Source organism: Nocardia sp. NBC_01499 (assembly GCF_045040275.1).
Taxonomy (GTDB): domain Bacteria; phylum Actinomycetota; class Actinomycetes; order Mycobacteriales; family Mycobacteriaceae; genus Nocardia.
Map to the genome: position 1 here is coordinate 3220936 of NZ_CP109426.1, position 16370 is coordinate 3237305.

A 16370-nucleotide genomic window follows, 5' to 3' on the forward strand; every position below is an offset into this window, starting at 1 on the left:
CGTATCCGGCTGGGGCCCACCGCTGGAACTACCGCGAAATCGAACCGATCGCGACCTTGTTCAGGGTGAAAGTGCCCAGATCTGTCTTCTTGTGGTCTGTGGTCGTATTGATAACGTCGGCGGTGAAACTGATCGGCTTGTTGCTCGCATCGCACGTCACCGTCGACACGAGGGCGTCGAGGGTGCTGCCGTCGCCGATAAACTGCGTTCCGGTCCATTTTGTCAGCACATTCTTCGCGTCTACCGTGAATTGGCCGAGCCAGACCACCGGCTCCGCCCCCGCTTTGGTGTACTTGGTCTCCCCGAAGCTGATGAGACCATTGAATCCGGTCACCAGCGTATTGTGCTCGCCGCCTTTCCAAGCCCCGTCATAGGCATTGCGATCCGGTACCGCCGCGCAGGTAGTGGCGTGTGCGGGCGGCGCTACCCCGACCAGCAACCCAAGGCCGAACACACCGGCCAACACCAGCGCAAAACCCTTGACGGAGCTCAGATTTCCACGTAGCACAGTTGAGAATCCCTTCCATTTCCGGTGGCCGCTATAACTGACCAGCAGTATGGCAAGAGAATTCGCGCCGATCGGTGCTGGCACGCGGAGGCAATACTATTTACGACTCCGGTTCGGCATTTGCGCGGCGCGCACGGGCACGGCGTTTACCCTCGTGCATTGCTTGCACGCGGGCGATGGGAATGGTGTGCCCTTCCGCGATGAGGTCGGCGGGCAGGGTTTGCGGTTCGGGCATTTCATCGGCCCACGGATCGCGGTCGCCGAGTTGAGCTGGCGCTGAGCGGACGGTGAAATCGCGGGGAGTGACGTCGTCGAGGTCGGCCCAGGCGACAGGGAACGACACGGTGGTGCCCGGACGTATTCGGGGACTGTAGGCGGCGACGATGGTCGCTCCGCCCGCGCGGGTGGAGTCGAGGAAGACACGTCCGCCACGATCCTCACGGATGAAGGCGGTGGTGGCGAGGTCCGGATCGAGCCGCTCGGCCCGCGCGGCGACCGCACGGGTCGCCGCAGCGACGTCATCGATGGCGAGGCCGGGTCGCAACGGCACGAACACATGAACGCCCTTGGCCCCGCTGGTCTTCACCGCACCGGCGAGCCCGTCGTTGGCGAGGGCCTCGCGGATCAGCTTCGCGGCCAGCACAGCCTGACGGAACGGCTGATCCGGCGACGGGTCGAGGTCGAGGATCAGATGCGTCGGACCCTTACTGTGGTCGGCAAGCAGCAGCGTCGGATGGAACTCGACCGCACGCTGATTACCGAACCACAGCAGCGTCCGCACATCGTCGCCAAGCGCGTAAGTCACCTCACGGTGCGAACTCTCGGCCCACACCGTCACCCGCGGCACCCAATCCGGGGTGTACTTGGGCAGGTTCTTCTGCATAAACGGCTCCTGCCCCGGCCGCACCCGAATCACCGAAAGCGGACGACCCCGCAATTGCCGCACAAGCCGCTCACCAACCGCCTCGAGATAATCGACCAAATCACGCTTGGTCGCCTCGGCACCGTCGAACAATGGCTTGTCGAGATTGGTCAGCGCAACCCCGGCACGGACCTCTTCACTGCCCATCGGCCCACCTTGCCCGCCCCGGCCAGCCCGGTCAACCCGGGTGTCGCACGGCCGCGACCGCAGCTGGCTGAGGGCCGAGTCGGTTCAGCGGGCCGTGATCGTGGTGGGCAGGGCGGCGAAGCCTCTGGTGTTGGAGGCGTGGATGCGGCGCAGGCCGTCGGGGTCGATGTCGTAGTCGGCGACCTTGGCGACGATCTCCTCGAGTGCGACGCGCATCTGTAACTGGGCGAGGTTGACGCCGAGGCAGTGGTGCCTGCCGCTGCTGAACACCAGCGACGCGCTGGTGTCGCGGTCAAGGTCGAACCGGTCGGGGTCGGTGAACACCTCGGGGTCGCGGTTGGCCGACCCGATCGCCAGCAGCATGCGCGCGCCCGCCGGAACGGTCACCCCGTGCAGTTCGAACTGCTCGGTCGCCGTGCGCAGCACGGTCTGCGTCGACGGTTCGTAGCGCATCGCCTCGGCGATCCACGCGTCGATCTGCCCGTCGAACGCCTTGCGCCGCTGGTCGGGGTGCTGCCACGCGGCGTGCCAGAGGTTGCCCATGGTCAGCATGGTTGTCTCGATGCCTGCACCGACCAGGAGGATGAGCACCCCGACGATCTCCTCGGGGGTGAGCCGATCGTCGCCGTCCGCCGCGTCGAGCAGGCCGGAGAGCAGGTCGTCGCGCCGGTCCTGGCTCCGTGCGATGGTCAGCTCGGTGTAGTAGCCGATGACCGCGCCGATCGCCTGCACCGCCTCGGGCCGCAGGTCGGTGGATTCCTCGTCGTTGTACATGATCTCCATGCCGAGTTTGCGGAGCATGTCCCGGTCCCCCTGGGGAACGCCGACCAATTCGGCGATCACCTCGGTCGGGAACGGACCCGCGAATTCGGCCATCAGATCGAAGCTGCCGCGCTCGAGCAGGGGTGCCAGCAGCCCGCGAGCGATCTCCCGCAACCGGGGCTCGAGACCCTGCACCCGACGCTGGGTGAAGGCCCGCGCGACCAGCCCGCGCAGCCGGGTGTGCCGAGGCGGGTCCATCGCGACGAAGGAGAACATCTGCTCCGCCTGCGGCCCCCAGAACGCCGGTTCCATCCGAATGGAACCGTTCGCGTTCGAGAATCGGTCCGAATCTCGCAGTGCGGCAAGGACATCCGCGTGCCGGGACAGCGCCCAGAAATCATCGGTATCGTTACGGAAGACCGGCGCCTCGGTACGCAGCCTGGCGTAGTACGGGTACGGGTCGCTGTGCACGTCGAAGTCGTATGGGCTGTATTGCAATGACATGGCGGAGCCTTCCGGGCGGTGCGACACCACCATCGCTACCGGTTCGCAACTCGAGCTGACATGATGACAATAGTCGAGATGAATTGAGGGCGTTGTGAACTCGGAGCCGTCAGCCGCGAAGATCGATGTGTCGAAGCCACATCCGGCGCGCCGGTACGACTACTGGTTGGGCGGCAAGGACAACTTCCCCGCCGACCGGGAATCGGCCGATATGGTTGCCGAGGCGTTTCCCACCATTCGCCTGGCCGCGCTGGAGAATCGCAGCTTCCTGCGGCGCGTGGTTGCCTACCTGGCCGACGCGGGCGTCCGGCAGTTCCTCGATATCGGGGCTGGCCTGCCCACCGCGGGCAATGTGCACGAGATCGCGCAGAGCATCGCCCCCGAATCGCGCGTCGTCTACGTGGACAACGACCCGATCGTGCTCGTGCACGCCCGTGAACTGCTGAACAGCACCCCCGAGGGCGCGACCGCCTACCTCGACGCGGATATCCGCGATCCCGACCGCATCCTCACCCACCCCGACCTGCTCCGAGTCCTCGATCTCGACCAGCCGGTGGCGCTGATGCTTGTCGCCATCATGCACTTCATGACCGACGACGACGGCCCCTACGAGCTGGTGCGCAAGCTGTGCGACGCGCTGCCCTCGGGCAGCTACCTGGTGATGACCCACGCCACCAGCGACCATCTCTCCCCCGACGAGCTCGCCGAGGCGAACGCGGCCAACCTACGCAGCGGGGTTCCGTTCCGATTACGCACCACCGAGGAATTCACCCGCTTCTTCACCGACTTCGAACTCGTCTCGCCGGGCATCGGCTCGGTGATGACGTGGCGTCCCGGCGAATGGCGCCCGCACCCGAGGCCGGAGGCGGTCTCCATGCTCGGCGCGGTCGCCCGCATTCCCTGATCAGCGCGACCCTCGGTCGGCACCACCTTCGGTAACCCAACGCTGCACCGCGGCAACACCTTCGGCGTGATCGCCGCGCTGGCGGGTGCCCGCCGTCAGCAGCTCATCGACCGCAGATTCATTGTCGACGGCGGAGGCCGACGTCATCGTCGCCATCGCGTCGCGCTCGACCGTGCCGGGCGGCACGACCAACAGCACCACCCTGCGATTCTTCACGCCGAGCAGCTCGACGGTGTGCCCGGTCCCCTGCCGAATTCCCTCGACCCGCACCGTCTGACCTGCGACGACGAGCTCATCGGGGGTGCGTGCCCACTCGCCGAGCGGATAGGCAACATGATGGATCGTCCCGACCCGCCCCGCGACGGCCGCGAGCAGCGCGGGCAGCTCGGCCGCCAATTCATCGCTGTGCGGCCACCAGGCGCCGTCGACGTAACCGGTTTTGGGCGCTGTGGGCTTGAGCCGCAGGCGCAGCGTGCGTTCGACGACGCGAGTCTTCGATTTCGTCATGGCCGATCCTCCTGCCTAGGCCGAGTATCGGCCGGATTGATCCGAATCGGGCGGTGCTGCGATCGCCGAACGGCGACGCGGGACTTCTCGGCCCGCCGCAGCGCGGTGCGCAGCCCGCTGCGGCCGAGTGGCCGACCGCTATCGGGTGCGTCGAATACTTTGTCGCCGTAGAACTTTCGTTCCGAGGCGGTCTCCGGGGCGTCGTCGGCCGTCGCGGTGAGCAAGCTGTCCGGCAGCGCCAGTTTGTGGATGGTGCGCAGGGTCAGCAGGTACTGACGAAGCAATGACCCACTGGTATAGGGCAAGTCGTATTTGTCGCACAGCGCCCGCACCCGCAGCGCGATCTCGGCATACCGATTACTCGGCAGGTCGGGGAACAGATGGTGTTCGATCTGATAGCAGAGGTTGCCGCTGAGGAAGGCAAGAACCGGGCCCGCGTCGAAATTCGCGGTGCCGAGCATCTGCCGCAGATACCACTCCCCTTTCGTCTCGTCCGCCACGACGGTCGGCTCGAATTTCTCTGCGCCATCAGGGAAGTGGCCGCAGAAGATCACCACGTAGGCCCAGAGATTGCGCAGCACATTCGCGCTCGCGTCGGCGGCGAGCGTGCGCCGCCAGCGTCGTCCGGAGATCGCCGGGAAGAGCAGGTAGTCCTTGCCGGTCTGCCTGGCGATCTTGCCGAGGAAGGCCTTGGTGTGCGCGGCCTTCTCCGCCGCGCCCACCGCACGATCGCGTTCGGAATACAGGCCGTGCAGCGCGATGCCCCATTCGAAGGTGGCCGCCAGCAACAGGTTTCGCAGCGGTTGCAGCAGATGTCCCGGCTTCCATCGTTCGTCGCGGGTCACCCGCATGACGCCGAACCCGATGTCCTCGTCCATGCCGAGCACGTTGGTATAGATGTGGTGGCGATAGTTGTGCGAATAGCGCCACTGCGCCGACACACCCGCCATGTCCCACTCCCAGGTGCTGGAGTGGATCTCCGGGTCGTTCATCCAATCCCACTGGCCGTGGCAGACGTTGTGGCCGATCTCCATGTTCTCGATGCTCTTCGCCAGCGCCAGCCCGGCGGTCCCGGCGAGCCAGCCGGTCCGGCCTCGGCTGAGCCCGATGGTGAGCCGGGCCGCGGCGTCGAGCGCGCGCTGGAACGCGATGGTGCGACGGATATAGGTCGCGTCGCTGGCACCGCGCTGCTCCTGGATGTCGCGGCGGATCGCGTCGAGTTCGAGCCCGAGCGCCTCGACATCCGCCGCGCTCAGGTGCGCATAGGCAGCAACTTCAGTAATTGCCATTCTTGGTGTCCTCGAGTTCCGTCACAGCGTATGTCTACAGCGTAGGCTTACAACGTTAACAGCGCATCGTTTAGCAGAAGAGGTGCTCGATTCCATGAATCGAATCAGGGCCGGACCCGACGACCCCCTGGACGCCGAGGCGCCTCCCCCCGCACGCAAGAACGGCAGGAACAATCCGCTGACGCGGGCCGCGATGCTGGCGGCCGCGTTGGAGATCATCGACAAGGACAGCGTCGACCAGCTGTCCATGCGGCGTCTCGGCGCGGCACTCGGCCGAGATCCTATGGTGCTGTATCGGCACGCCGCGAACAAGGCCGCGGTGCTCGACGGCGTCGCCGAGATCGTGTTCGCTCAGCTGTCGGTCGACGCCACCGACCCCGACTGGCAGCACCAATTGCGGGTCGTCGCACGCGATTTCCGCAGGCTGGCAGTCGCCCATCCGAATGTGGTTCCGCTACTGGTCACCCACCCGCTGGCGACGCCGATCGGACTGCGGCCGACGGGCACCCTGCGGCCACTGGAGCACATGCTCGAGTTGCTCACCCACGCCGATTTCAGCGGCACCGACGCACTACACATCTATCGGGCGCTGTTCGGCTTCCTCTACGGCCACATCCTCACCGAGTTACAGGAAGTCGTCGAACGACCGGAGGAAACGACCGACCTACTGCGCATGGGACTGAACCGCCTGCCCATCGGCGAATTCCCCCTGCTCCGCAGCCTCGCCTCGGACCTCGCCGCCTACGACGGTCTCGCCGAACTCGAACTCGGCCTGGATATCTTGATCGACGGTCTCAACACGACGATGACCCCGGACGCGCCGCTGCCGAACCTGAGTGCCGATGAGGACACCGCCCGAATCGCCGAACTGGTTGCCGCACAGCAGCGTTGGGACGCCGAGGGTGGGAGCGGGCCGGATTAGGCCGTCAGCCCGGCCCTGGCAGCGTCGCGGCGAGGCCGGTGAGCAGGATGTCGAGCCCGCGTTCGAGCTCGACGGCGCCGTCGTAGGCGGCGAGCACCGGCGCGAGCTCACGCAGCAGCGGGAACTCGGCGATCGGCAGCCGATGCAGCCCGAGCCGCAGCACCTCGTCGGTCTCGTCGGGGCGTTCGACGATCTCCTGCAACTCGTTGAGCACGTGCCCGTACAGGAACCCGAACAGCGCGCGATAGATATGCAGCGCGTCCGCCCCCGCGAAACCGGCCAGGGTGAGCAGCGCGAGCATGTCCTCGAGCGGCCGCACCACCGACGTCGGGCGCAAGCCGAGCGGCGTCGCCAGCGGGCGAGTCACCAACAGCGGCACCACCTTTGGATGCGCCAGCGCCAGCCCACGGAAGTCACGCGCGACCGCTCGCAATTGCGCGACCCAGTCCGAGTCGGTGGGGTCGACCGACAGCTGGGCGAACACGATCTCGGCGACACCGTCGAGGACGGCGGCCTTGTTCGGCACGTGCCGGTAGATCACCATCGGATCCCGCCCGACCGCGTCGGCCAGTCGCCGCATGGACAACCCGTCCACACCATCGCTGTCGATGATCGCCAGCGCCGCGTCCAACACGGCCGCCCTGGTCACCGGACCCTCGCCCCGACCCGAAGTCGCGCCGTCGGTTCGCGAGTTTCCCGATCGAGAATTGCCGCGTTTGGCGGGGGGCACGGTCATACCGGCGGTCCTCATTCCCTCAGCGTCTCGGTAGGTCACGGGTGTAGGCCTACGACGTTGACACTATGCCATACGCGGCGTCTACTGGAGTTGATGCCACCATCAAACCCCCCGAACCACTAGCTCCGAGTTAGGCGCAAGTCATGAATGTATTCGTCATCGTCGCGGTCATAGTCGTGCTGGCGCTGATCGGGGCGGCGCTGTCGATTCGGATAGTGACCCAGTACGAAAAGGGCGTGTTGTTCCGCCTCGGGCGGGTGATCGCGGTCCGCGAACCCGGCCTCAACTTCATCATTCCGGTCATCGACCAGCTGCGGAAGGTGACGATGCGGATCATCACCATGCCGATCCAGTCGCAGGGGATCATCACAAGAGACAACGTCAGCGTCGATATCTCCGCGGTGGCCTACTTCCGCATCGTCGATGCCGAGCGATCGGTCGTCGCGATCGAAAACGTCTACGCGGCCATCGATCAGATCGCGCAGACCACACTGCGCAAGGTGGTCGGACAGCACACCCTCGATGAGGCGCTCGCCGAGACCGACATCATCAACGCCGGCATTCGGGAGATCCTCGATACCACCACGCTGGAATGGGGTGTCGAGGTCACGCTGGTCGAACTCAAGGACATTCAACTGCCGGAAAGCATGAAGCGGGCGATGGCGCGCCAGGCCGAGGCCGAGCGCGAGAAGCGTGCGAAAATCATTGCCGCCGAGGGTGAATCGATGGCGGCGGCGGCACTCGGTGACGCCTCCGACACGATGATGGCGCACCCGCTTGCCCTGCAGCTGCGCAACTTGCAGACGCTCATCGAACTCGGCGTCGACAAGAACACCACCGTCGTCTTCCCTGCCCAGCTGATGAATGCGGTCGCCGACGTCGGCACCTTCTTCGCCAGGGAAACCGCCGCTGCGGGCACCCTGCACGCCGCGACCCAAAGCCTGGCTGTCACACCGGTGCCGAACGGCGCGCCCGCGACCACGTCGGACTGAGTTCCGCCCACCTGATCAGCGAGGTGCTCGGCGGCGGTACCGTCGTCAGTTATGACGCCGCCACCTTCCGGACAGCAATTCTCGATCGGCCGGGGCGACCAGCGGGCGGTCATCGTGGAAGTCGGCGGCGGCATCCGGGAGTTCCGGGTCGGTGGCCGCGACGTGCTCGAGCCCTACGACGTGATGGATATGGCCGACGGTGGTCGCGGCACCGCGTTGATTCCGTGGCCGAATCGGCTCGCGGACGGCAAGTATCGCTTCGACGGCGTCGACCAACAGGTTCCGCTGACCGAACCGGCGAAGCAGACCGCGATCCACGGGCTGCTGCGCTGGCGGCCGTGGCGGGCGACCGACGCGCAGGAGAACGAGGTCACCATGCGGACCACGCTGCACCCGCGCAAGGGATATCCGTTCTATCTCGATGTCGCCATCCGCTACGTACTCGCCGACGACGGCCTCACGGTCACCACCACCGCGACCAATCTCGGCGATACCGCGGCACCGTACGGCTGCGGTCAGCACCCATATCTCTCGCCAGGTAGCGGCCGAATCGACACGGCGGTCCTGCATTTCGACGCGGCGACCCGGATCGTCACCGACCCCGACCGCCACCTTCCGGTCGGCACCGAAGCGGTCAGCGGTACTCCGTTCGACTTCGCAACGCCAAAGCCGCTCGCCGCGTTGGTGATCGACGATCCGTTCACCGATCTCGCCCGCGATGCCGACGGCCGGGCTTGGGTTCGGTTGCGAGGCAACGATGATGCGGTCGCCGAGCTATGGGTGGACGACTCCTATTCGGTGATTCAGCTGTTCACCGGCGACACACTCGCTACGGCACACCGGCGCACCGGCCTCGCTGCCGAGCCGATGACCTGCCCGCCCAACGCTTTTCAGAGCGGCGACGGCCTGATCCGGCTGACCCCGGGTGCCACCGTGCGGACCAGCTGGGGCGCGCGACTGACCTCGTCGTGACGATCTCAGCGCGCGGAAGCACCGACCGGCGGTAACGCGCTGGCCAGCGCGAGAAGTTCGTCGACGTCGGCGTCCAGCCCAGCGGCCACCGGGCTGGCGATCGGCATCGGCCGACCGCGGACCTCGACGCCGGACGCGCGGGCATGCAGGGCCTGCCGGAGCTGCTGCGCCAGTTGTGTTGGCGCGGCGGCGTTCTGGAGGTCGGCGGCCTGAATGTGGGCCATGTACGGGCTGATCCGGACCAGCCCGTCCCGGCATTCGATGACCCGACGGTAGAAGCGGCGGTGCACACCGGTGACCCGTAGTCGGTCGAGTCGCGGACTGGTCGGCACGCGGATCAGCGCGTCCTCCGGGAATTCGGCGTGCAGCAGCGTCCACAGCGGAGTGAGCGTGTGATAAGCCCGCAGGTGACGCAGCCAGACGCGTCCGGCGGCCACCCTGGTGACGGCGGCGGGCACGGTGATGCCGAGCAGAAACAGCCCGAAGCCGGGCAGCAGCAACATCACTCCGGCCACCCGGACGGCGTCGGGCAGGTCGGTGTTCGCGAAGTGCAGACTGCTGCTGATCGTGAAGATCGCGAAGGCAACGATCAGCGTGGCCAGCCCGGCCATGGTGATCAGCAGCGCGAGCCGAAGCCCGCCCTTGGCGTGCCGCACGATGCGGCGGGTCGCCATCGCCGCGCTCAGGAACGCGGCAAGCAGATAGCAATTCGCGGTTGTGTAGAACAGGCTGATACTGAATACGCCGCGCGCCTCTTGACCCTTGCCCGTTGTCACTTGCGCGCCGATGGTGCGTAATTCCGCTGGCATGATCACGGCCGCGACGATCACCGTGCTCACCACCGCGACCAGCACGAGCGCGTGCCACTTGGCTCGGACACCGGCCTGGTGACGATCGAAAGCACTGTAGGAAAAGAAACACACGAGGCAGTACGCGCCGGTCAGGATCAGCACATGATTGATCAGCTGGGACCACATGGGTTCGAGACCGAGGAAATCCACGCCCTTGGAGGCGTAGACCACGAAGGGCAAGCCAGCGGTCCAGCAGGCGACCGCGGCGGTGATCGAACGCAGCCGCACGTCACGCGGTTTGCGCGCCACCAGCGACAGCATCCACGCCAGGGTGAGGAGACCGAGACCGACCACGATCTGTATGCCGATCACAGCCAGCCCCGCCGGTCGTTCAGTGCGGCGCCGAGGCGTTGTGCGGCCACGTCCGATATCGGCCGGGGGGCGATGCAGTCGAGCACCGAAGCCCATTCCAGGATGATCGTGGCCACCGTCTCGGCTTCGCGTTCCTCGACGGTGTCATAACAGGTGCGGCGCAGGACGGTTCGCACGTCGTCGGGGCTCAGCCCGCTGAACGGGAACAGCTCGGTCATCAGCGAATCGTCCTGCTCGTCACTGTGGTGACCGGCCAGCAGGTGCCCGAGTTCGTGCAGAATGATGTGGTCCTGGTGGGCTTTGGTCGTCTCCTGCTGGTACAGGATGTAATCGACGGTGGCGGTGGCGATCCACGCCCCGAAGGGGCCGGGTATCGGGATCGGGTGCGCCACCAGCTGGATCGGTTTCCCGCGCTGCGCACCAACCCGCTGGCACAGGATGGCCACATCCAATGGCGGCTGAATATCCAGCTCGACGAGCAGACGACGGAGGCGGCGACGCAACTCGCGTTCGGCCTTCACGCTGCCTTCAACTCCGCCAACCGCTCGCCCCCCACTCGTAATCAACGCCACTGAATGAAAGCTATCGACGATGGTTGCCGCGTGGCGGTTCGAGGGTAAGTTGCCCCTGCAACCGAGTCAAGCCCGAGTCTCATGCCGCTGCGGTGATGCTCGACCATCCCGCCCTCGATGGCCGAATCATGGTGTGACTGTGATGGTTCCGCGCTGGAACCGCTGCGCGATACCGCCGTCCGGGGTGCGGTAATCGTCGCCGATCGGGTATCCGTAGGAGCCGCTTTCGTAACCGGTCTTGCGCCAGATGTCATAGATCGGGCCCGAGATCGGGTGCGCGCCGGTGCCTTCGGTCCAATAGATCACGCCGTGCTCGAACTTGCTCCACCGGCCAGGGGTGTCGCCGAAGTAGCCGATCAGCGGTACGACGAAGCCTCCGGTGGAGAGGGTGTAGACATCGCTGGTCGGATATCCGAGGGGTCCGCGCTCCCAGCCGAGCTCGCCCCACTTCGCGAGGATCGGCCCGTTCACGGCATAGGCCTTGCCGCCGTTGACATTCGGTTTGCGGTAGAAGACGCCGCGCTCGAATCGCTGGAACTGGCCGCCGTCGGCGGTGTCGCGTACGTCGTCGAGCGGTGCGCCCCAGACCACTTGGCCGCCGGTTTCGAGGAACGTCTGCTCGATCGGCCCCGTCACCGTGCGAGCGCCGACGATCGTGTCGGCTCCGGCGGGCGGCGCGAGCTGCCATTGGTCGGCCTTCGGGCTGCGCCGGACGTTCGCGTAATTCGGTTCGCCCGGCAGCTTCCAGTCCGGGCCGACGAAGAACTGACTCGCCACCGGATCCCGCATGCCGACGGTGAGCAGCCAGGCCAGCGCGAGGCTGTGCTCGGCGTTCAACGCGAGCAGCGCGTTCTCGACATCGTTGTGCGTCACCGCTTTACGGGTGGCCACGTAGGCGGGCGCGGCGCCGAGCCCCGGGTACTGATACCAGTCGACCCAGCCACCCGCGGGCACCACCGAGTCCCTGGCGTTCTGGATGATCAAGGTCGGCGTCGGCACGAAGTTGGTGGCCGCCAACGGGCCTGGCTCCATGGCCAGCGAGCCGACCACCTGGAAGGTGGCGTCGAGCGCGTGGAATCGCGGCGCGATATTCGAGGCGAGCAATGCGCTACCGCCGCCTGCCGAATGACCGGCCAACAGGATTCGACCGAAGTCGACCTTTCCGGCCAGCGGCGAGGCCGGATCGAGGTCGCGCTCTTTCAACCCGGCAAGACCGGCGAACTGCATTTCCGACATGGTATTGAAGTAATCGAAAGACACGGCGACGACGAAACCGTAACTGGCCCACTGCTTCAGCATCGCGTCGTAAAAGCCGGGTTCGGCAAGGATACCCGGGGTGAAAACGATCGAGGGTGCCCTGCCCAACTGGTCGATATCGGCCGGATAGTAGTACTGGACACCGACCGGCGATCCGGGCCCGGACGGAAAAGTGCCCTGACATCGGCGTGGCACGACCATATTCTCACCGCTCAGGGCACCCGGCCCGGGACAGGCCATCGTGGCGGCGGTCTGAATCACCTGGTGCGAGCCCATTCCGCCGAACAGCGTGTCGAGATCCCGCGTATCGGGGTCGGCGTTCGCGGCCGACGCCACTACAACGGGCACCGCCAATGCACAAATAACAACTCCCAGAACGAATCTGGACAAACGCGGCACCGCCGCAGATCGAGCATCCATGGGACGCACGGTATGGCCAGAATTCAAGACACGTCAACAAAGGAAAGGGTCGTTCGCCAAGTAAGAGTTGTCACAAACAGGCACCCCGCCGACCATCCCGTATTAACCACGCGGACACCCGATTGCGCCCCAACCAGCCCGTGAGCAGCAGACTCGGCTCGATCCGACGAAATAGCCGACGCCGCAAGCAATATCCTACCCATTTTCGTAAAACGCCATGTGAAAATACATAATTCGATTTATCGGGCGCGAACTCCGTAGTAATCGACACCAAAAAGGCGTAGGCTGAATTTGCTGCTCCAGCCCATGGCGACATCAGATTGATGTCCACGGCAGAGTTCCAGCTTCCACCACCGCTGACGAAACCGGCGAAGTAATTGGCTTGTCAATAAACGGCGAGCCGGTGAATGCGCCGTGACGCGCTGCGTATTCGCCGTTACTTCACACCGAAGCGGAGAAGTCGATAACGCGCGCCGCCATGGTCGATGTCATATCGGCCGCAGCGCATCAGCAATTCAGCAGCGCATCAGCGATTTAGGAGCACAAACATGACCACCCAGCGCACCGCACGCACCCGTATCGCCGCCCTCTTCGGCGGCATCATCCTGACCACCGGCGCCATGATCGCCATCGCCCCACCGGCTTTCGCCACCTGCAGCGCCATGAACGGCGCCAACGGCGCCAACGGCACGGCCTCCCAGCCAGCGGGCGGCGCGGGCGGCAACGGCACCAACGGCACTCCGGATTGTCCCGGCGGCGCGGGCGGTAACGGCGGCAACGGCTTCGGTGGCGGTGCAGGCGGCGCGGGCGGGATAGGCGGAAGCGGCGGACTCGGACTGCACGGTGCGGGTGGCGCAGGCGGCTTCGGCGGACTCGGCGGACCCACCGGCGGCTCCGGTGGGGCAGGCGGCGCGGGCGGCAACGGCGGCGCGGGCGCGACCGGCGGATCGGGCACAGCCGGTGCACCCGGCGGCGCAGGCGGCCTCGGCGGTGTCGCCCAGGCTGTCGACACGGGCGGGCGCGGCGGCAAGGCCGGTAACGGGGGCAACGCCTCCGGCGCGAACAACAGTGGCGGCGCGGCCGCACGTGGCGGTAACGGCGGCGCCGGACCTCTCGGGACCGGCGGGGCAGGCGGTAATGGCGGCAACGGCGGAGCCAAGACCGGCACCGGCGTGCTCGGCGCCTGCGGCGCGGGCGGCAGCGGCGGCGCAGGCCTGCACGCGGGCGCACCGGGCACCGGCGGCAGCGGCAGCGGTTCCTGCTGACCCACGCCGAATCGACCCGAACCACATCGCACAGACCGTGCGGTGTGGTTCGTCGCTGAGCTGTCCGGTCGGCGCTGTTATCGTCGATAGCGCCCGCGCCGGGCGGAGGGACCGCGCGCAGCACTCCGTGCCGACGAGGATGGTCTCTTGAAATACGTTCCCCGCGTTGCCCTGTTCTTGGCGATCCCCGCCCTCTTGTTCCTGGTCCCGTGGTGGACCCTGGTCGGCGCGCCCACCGAGGGCACCGGGCCGCTGTTCTGGCTCGGTTCCGCGGTCTTCCTGCTCACCTTTGTCGGCCTGCCGGCGTCGATGTTCCTCGGACACGGACCGAGGCAGTCGGATGCCGCGTCCATCGTGGGCGACACGCTGCTCGGCGTGGCGTGGGTGGTGTTCAGCTGGTCGGTGATCGGCAATATCGTCGGGCTGGTGCTCGCCATCGCGGGCGTGCACGATCCGGCTCGCTCGCGCGTCGTCGCGGTGGGCGTGCTCGCGGTGTCGATCGTCCTGGTGGCCTGGGGAATCTTCGAGGCGCGGCGGGTGCCAGGGGTGCGCACGGTCGATGTGTCGATACCCGGGCTCGGCCAAGGACTCGATGGGCTGCGCCTAGTGGTGGTCACCGATACGCACTTCGCCGCCCTGGATCGACTGCGCTGGTCGGCGAAGGTTGTCGCCCTTGTCAACGAGCAGCGGCCCGATATCGCTTGCCACGCAGGCGATCTCGCGGACGGCTCGGTCGCGAAGCGGCACCCGCAGGTCGACCCGCTCGGCAAGGTCGATGCGCCACTCGGCCGGTTCTACATCACCGGCAATCACGAGTACTTCGGCGACGCACAGGGCTGGATCGACCACATGGCGTCGATCGGCTGGCAGCCACTGCACAACCAGCACCAGACGGTGACCCGAGGCGGCGACCGACTGGTGATCGCCGGCATCGACGACCCCACCGGCGTCGGCCTGCCCGGCCACGGACCCGACCTGCCGACCGCGCTCGCCGGTGCCGACCCGGCACTGCCGGTGGTGCTGCTCGCCCACCAGCCCAAGCAGATCGCCGCCACCGCGGCCGCCGGCATCGCACTGCAGATCTCCGGCCACACCCACGGCGGCCAGATCTGGCCGTTCCACTACCTGGTTCGCCTCGATCAACCCGTTGTCGCGGGCCTGAGCCGCCACGGCGACCACACCCAGCTCTACACCAGCCGAGGCACCGGCTTCTGGGGCCCCCAACTGCGCGTCTTCGCCCCCAGCGAGGTCACCGTCCTGATCCTGCGTTCGGCACCCGCGCGCAAATAGGCCCCCTGACCCGAGGTCGGAGATGACGCGGAAACCGAGCCAAGATCGGTTCCGCGTCTTAAACTCCTCCCACTACCGCACTCTCTCGGCAAATTGGGTGAGTTGGGTTGCGGGGTATCGCGTTTCAGGAGGCAAATATGGGTAGGTGGCCGCACAGCCTCACCGCTGCCGGTGTTCTCGTGCTGACCGTCGCGGCGTGCGGTAGTCCGCCGTCCGAGCAGGCCAAGAACGGCGACGCGGGCGCCAAGGACTTCAAGGCCTGCATGGTGTCGGATTCGGGCAGGTTCGACGACAAGTCGTTCAACCAGACCTCCTTCAAGGGGCTCACCGACGCGGTGACCGCGCTCGGCATCTCGAAGGCGCAGCTGGAGTCGAAGTCCGACAACGACTATCCGACCAACATCAACACGATGGTCCGGCAGAAGTGCAACATCATCGTGACGGTCGGCTTCAAGCAGGGCGATGCCACCTACGCCGCGGCCAAGGCCAATCCGGATGTCAACTTCGCGATCGTCGACTACGCCTACACCGATACGCAGCAGAACCCGCCGCTGCCGAACCTGCAGGGCCTGACGTTCAACTCCGCCCAGCCGTCGTTCCTGGCCGGTTACCTGGCCGCGGCGCAGACGAAGACCGGCAAGGTCGGCACGTTCGGCGGGATCAACATCCCCACCGTCGCCATCTTCATGGACGGCTTCGCCGAGGGCGTCGCGTACTACAACAAGGCCAAGGGCAAGCAGGTCCAGCTGCTCGGCTGGGACGAGGCCACCCAGCAGGGCGTGATCACCAATGACTTCCAGGACAAGAACATCGGCAAGACCAAGGCCAACGATCTGATCAGCCAGGGCGCCGACATCATCCTGCCGGTGGCAGGCCCGGCGGGCCTGGGCGCATTGGAGGCAGCGCACTCCTCCGGCGGCAAGGTCACCGCGATCTGGGTCGACACCGACGGCTGTGTCAGCGCCGCCGAATACTGTTCCTCCCTGCTGAGCAGCGTCGAGAAGGCGATGGATTTGGCGGTGACGAAGACGGTTACCGACGCCTACAACAAGCAGTTCAGCAACCAGGCCTATGTCGGCACGTTGGCGAACAAAGGTGTCGGCCTTGCGCCGTACCACGATTTCGACGCCACCATCCCGGCCGAGCTGAAGAGCGAAATCACCGCGCTGGCAGCCGATATCGCGAGCGGCAAGATCACCCTCACGTCGAAGGCCCAGCCCGCAGCCAAGTGAGCCGCG

The 16370-nt window shown here is 66.4% G+C and carries 16 protein-coding genes; 7 read left to right on the plus strand and 9 right to left on the minus strand.

Features of this window, described 5'->3' with window-relative positions:
- Positions 1–28: 28 nt before the first annotated feature.
- From OG203_RS14860 to OG203_RS14870, 3 genes are all read right to left on the minus strand, one after another.
- Positions 29–592, minus strand: a complete 564-nt coding sequence (locus OG203_RS14860; protein WP_405166234.1) for a hypothetical protein — start codon at positions 590–592, stop codon at positions 29–31.
- Between the two features lie 16 nt (positions 593–608).
- Complete coding sequence (gene ligD / locus OG203_RS14865; protein ID WP_405166235.1) at positions 609–1577, minus strand: non-homologous end-joining DNA ligase; 969 nt, start codon at positions 1575–1577, stop codon at positions 609–611.
- An 84-nt stretch (positions 1578–1661) separates the two neighbouring features.
- Entirely contained in the window at positions 1662–2843 is a 1182-nt protein-coding gene (locus OG203_RS14870) for a cytochrome P450 (RefSeq protein WP_405166236.1), read from the minus strand.
- A gap of 94 nt (positions 2844–2937) precedes the next feature.
- On the opposite strand from OG203_RS14870, the gene OG203_RS14875 reads away from it, so the two are divergent.
- A complete protein-coding gene (locus tag OG203_RS14875; protein ID WP_405166237.1) occupies positions 2938–3747 on the plus strand; it encodes an SAM-dependent methyltransferase in 810 nt (269 codons plus the stop codon).
- Here the strand turns inward: OG203_RS14875 and OG203_RS14880 are convergent, their stop codons facing one another.
- On the minus strand, positions 3748–4254 hold the full coding sequence (locus OG203_RS14880; protein ID WP_405166238.1) for a DUF5994 family protein: 507 nt from the start codon (positions 4252–4254) through the stop codon (positions 3748–3750).
- Positions 4251–5543 carry a fatty acid desaturase family protein gene (locus OG203_RS14885; RefSeq protein WP_405166239.1) on the minus strand — a complete coding sequence of 431 codons (1293 nt, stop codon included), beginning with the start codon at positions 5541–5543 and terminating at the stop codon, positions 4251–4253. Before OG203_RS14885 ends, OG203_RS14880 begins: the two co-directional genes overlap by 4 nt.
- Positions 5544–5637: 94 nt before the next feature.
- Between OG203_RS14885 and OG203_RS14890 the strand changes: the two genes are divergently transcribed.
- The gene (locus OG203_RS14890; protein WP_405166240.1) at positions 5638–6465 is read left to right on the plus strand and encodes a TetR/AcrR family transcriptional regulator C-terminal domain-containing protein; all 828 of its coding nucleotides are present in this window, start codon (positions 5638–5640) and stop codon (positions 6463–6465) included.
- A gap of 4 nt (positions 6466–6469) precedes the next feature.
- Here OG203_RS14890 and OG203_RS14895 read toward each other — a convergent pair whose 3' ends face one another.
- Positions 6470–7201 (minus strand): TetR/AcrR family transcriptional regulator C-terminal domain-containing protein, encoded by a 732-nt coding sequence (locus OG203_RS14895; RefSeq protein ID WP_405166241.1) that lies wholly within the window; start codon positions 7199–7201, stop codon positions 6470–6472.
- Between the two features lie 143 nt (positions 7202–7344).
- On the opposite strand from OG203_RS14895, the gene OG203_RS14900 reads away from it, so the two are divergent.
- Both OG203_RS14900 and OG203_RS14905 read left to right on the plus strand, forming a co-directional pair.
- A complete protein-coding gene (locus OG203_RS14900; RefSeq protein WP_405166242.1) occupies positions 7345–8193 on the plus strand; it encodes a slipin family protein in 849 nt (282 codons plus the stop codon).
- Positions 8194–8244: 51 nt separating this feature from the next.
- The gene (locus tag OG203_RS14905; protein WP_405166243.1) at positions 8245–9165 is read left to right on the plus strand and encodes an aldose 1-epimerase family protein; all 921 of its coding nucleotides are present in this window, start codon (positions 8245–8247) and stop codon (positions 9163–9165) included.
- A gap of 5 nt (positions 9166–9170) precedes the next feature.
- On the opposite strand, the gene OG203_RS14910 is transcribed toward OG203_RS14905, so the two are convergent.
- From OG203_RS14910 to OG203_RS14920, 3 genes are all read right to left on the minus strand, one after another.
- Positions 9171–10328 (minus strand): MAB_1171c family putative transporter, encoded by a 1158-nt coding sequence (locus OG203_RS14910; protein WP_405166244.1) that lies wholly within the window; start codon positions 10326–10328, stop codon positions 9171–9173.
- Positions 10325–10849, minus strand: coding sequence for a hypothetical protein (locus OG203_RS14915; protein ID WP_405166245.1), 525 nt, complete (start codon positions 10847–10849; stop codon positions 10325–10327). The genes OG203_RS14910 and OG203_RS14915 overlap by 4 nt, the downstream gene beginning before the upstream one ends.
- A gap of 177 nt (positions 10850–11026) precedes the next feature.
- Positions 11027–12505 (minus strand): hypothetical protein, encoded by a 1479-nt coding sequence (locus OG203_RS14920; RefSeq protein WP_405167881.1) that lies wholly within the window; start codon positions 12503–12505, stop codon positions 11027–11029.
- A 620-nt stretch (positions 12506–13125) separates the two neighbouring features.
- On the opposite strand from OG203_RS14920, the gene OG203_RS14925 reads away from it, so the two are divergent.
- The 3 genes from OG203_RS14925 (at position 13126) to OG203_RS14935 (ending at position 16364) form a co-directional block, all read left to right on the plus strand.
- The gene (locus OG203_RS14925) at positions 13126–13842 is read left to right on the plus strand and encodes a hypothetical protein (protein ID WP_405166246.1); all 717 of its coding nucleotides are present in this window, start codon (positions 13126–13128) and stop codon (positions 13840–13842) included.
- A gap of 147 nt (positions 13843–13989) precedes the next feature.
- Complete coding sequence (locus OG203_RS14930; RefSeq protein ID WP_405166247.1) at positions 13990–15132, plus strand: metallophosphoesterase; 1143 nt, start codon at positions 13990–13992, stop codon at positions 15130–15132.
- Positions 15133–15269: 137 nt separating this feature from the next.
- Positions 15270–16364: a BMP family protein gene (locus tag OG203_RS14935; protein WP_405166248.1), complete on the plus strand. Its 1095-nt coding sequence runs from the start codon at positions 15270–15272 to the stop codon at positions 16362–16364.
- The last annotated feature ends 6 nt before the right edge of the window (positions 16365–16370 follow it).

Bases quoted from the DNA above. Each gene is read 5' to 3' on its own strand.
- OG203_RS14935 (WP_405166248.1), top strand. From the start codon at position 15,270: ATGGGTAGGTGGCCGCACAGCCTCACCGCTGCCGGTGTTCTCGTGCTG.
- OG203_RS14900 (WP_405166242.1), top strand. From the start codon at position 7,345: ATGAATGTATTCGTCATCGTCGCGGTCATAGTCGTGCTGGCGCTGATC.
- OG203_RS14870 (WP_405166236.1), bottom strand. From the start codon at position 2,843: ATGTCATTGCAATACAGCCCATACGACTTCGACGTGCACAGCGACCCG.
- OG203_RS14890 (WP_405166240.1), top strand. From the start codon at position 5,638: ATGAATCGAATCAGGGCCGGACCCGACGACCCCCTGGACGCCGAGGCG.
- OG203_RS14925 (WP_405166246.1), top strand. From the start codon at position 13,126: ATGACCACCCAGCGCACCGCACGCACCCGTATCGCCGCCCTCTTCGGC.
- OG203_RS14880 (WP_405166238.1), bottom strand. From the start codon at position 4,254: ATGACGAAATCGAAGACTCGCGTCGTCGAACGCACGCTGCGCCTGCGG.
- OG203_RS14885 (WP_405166239.1), bottom strand. From the start codon at position 5,543: ATGGCAATTACTGAAGTTGCTGCCTATGCGCACCTGAGCGCGGCGGAT.
- OG203_RS14905 (WP_405166243.1), top strand. From the start codon at position 8,245: ATGACGCCGCCACCTTCCGGACAGCAATTCTCGATCGGCCGGGGCGAC.
- OG203_RS14895 (WP_405166241.1), bottom strand. From the start codon at position 7,201: ATGACCGTGCCCCCCGCCAAACGCGGCAATTCTCGATCGGGAAACTCG.
- ligD (WP_405166235.1), bottom strand. From the start codon at position 1,577: ATGGGCAGTGAAGAGGTCCGTGCCGGGGTTGCGCTGACCAATCTCGAC.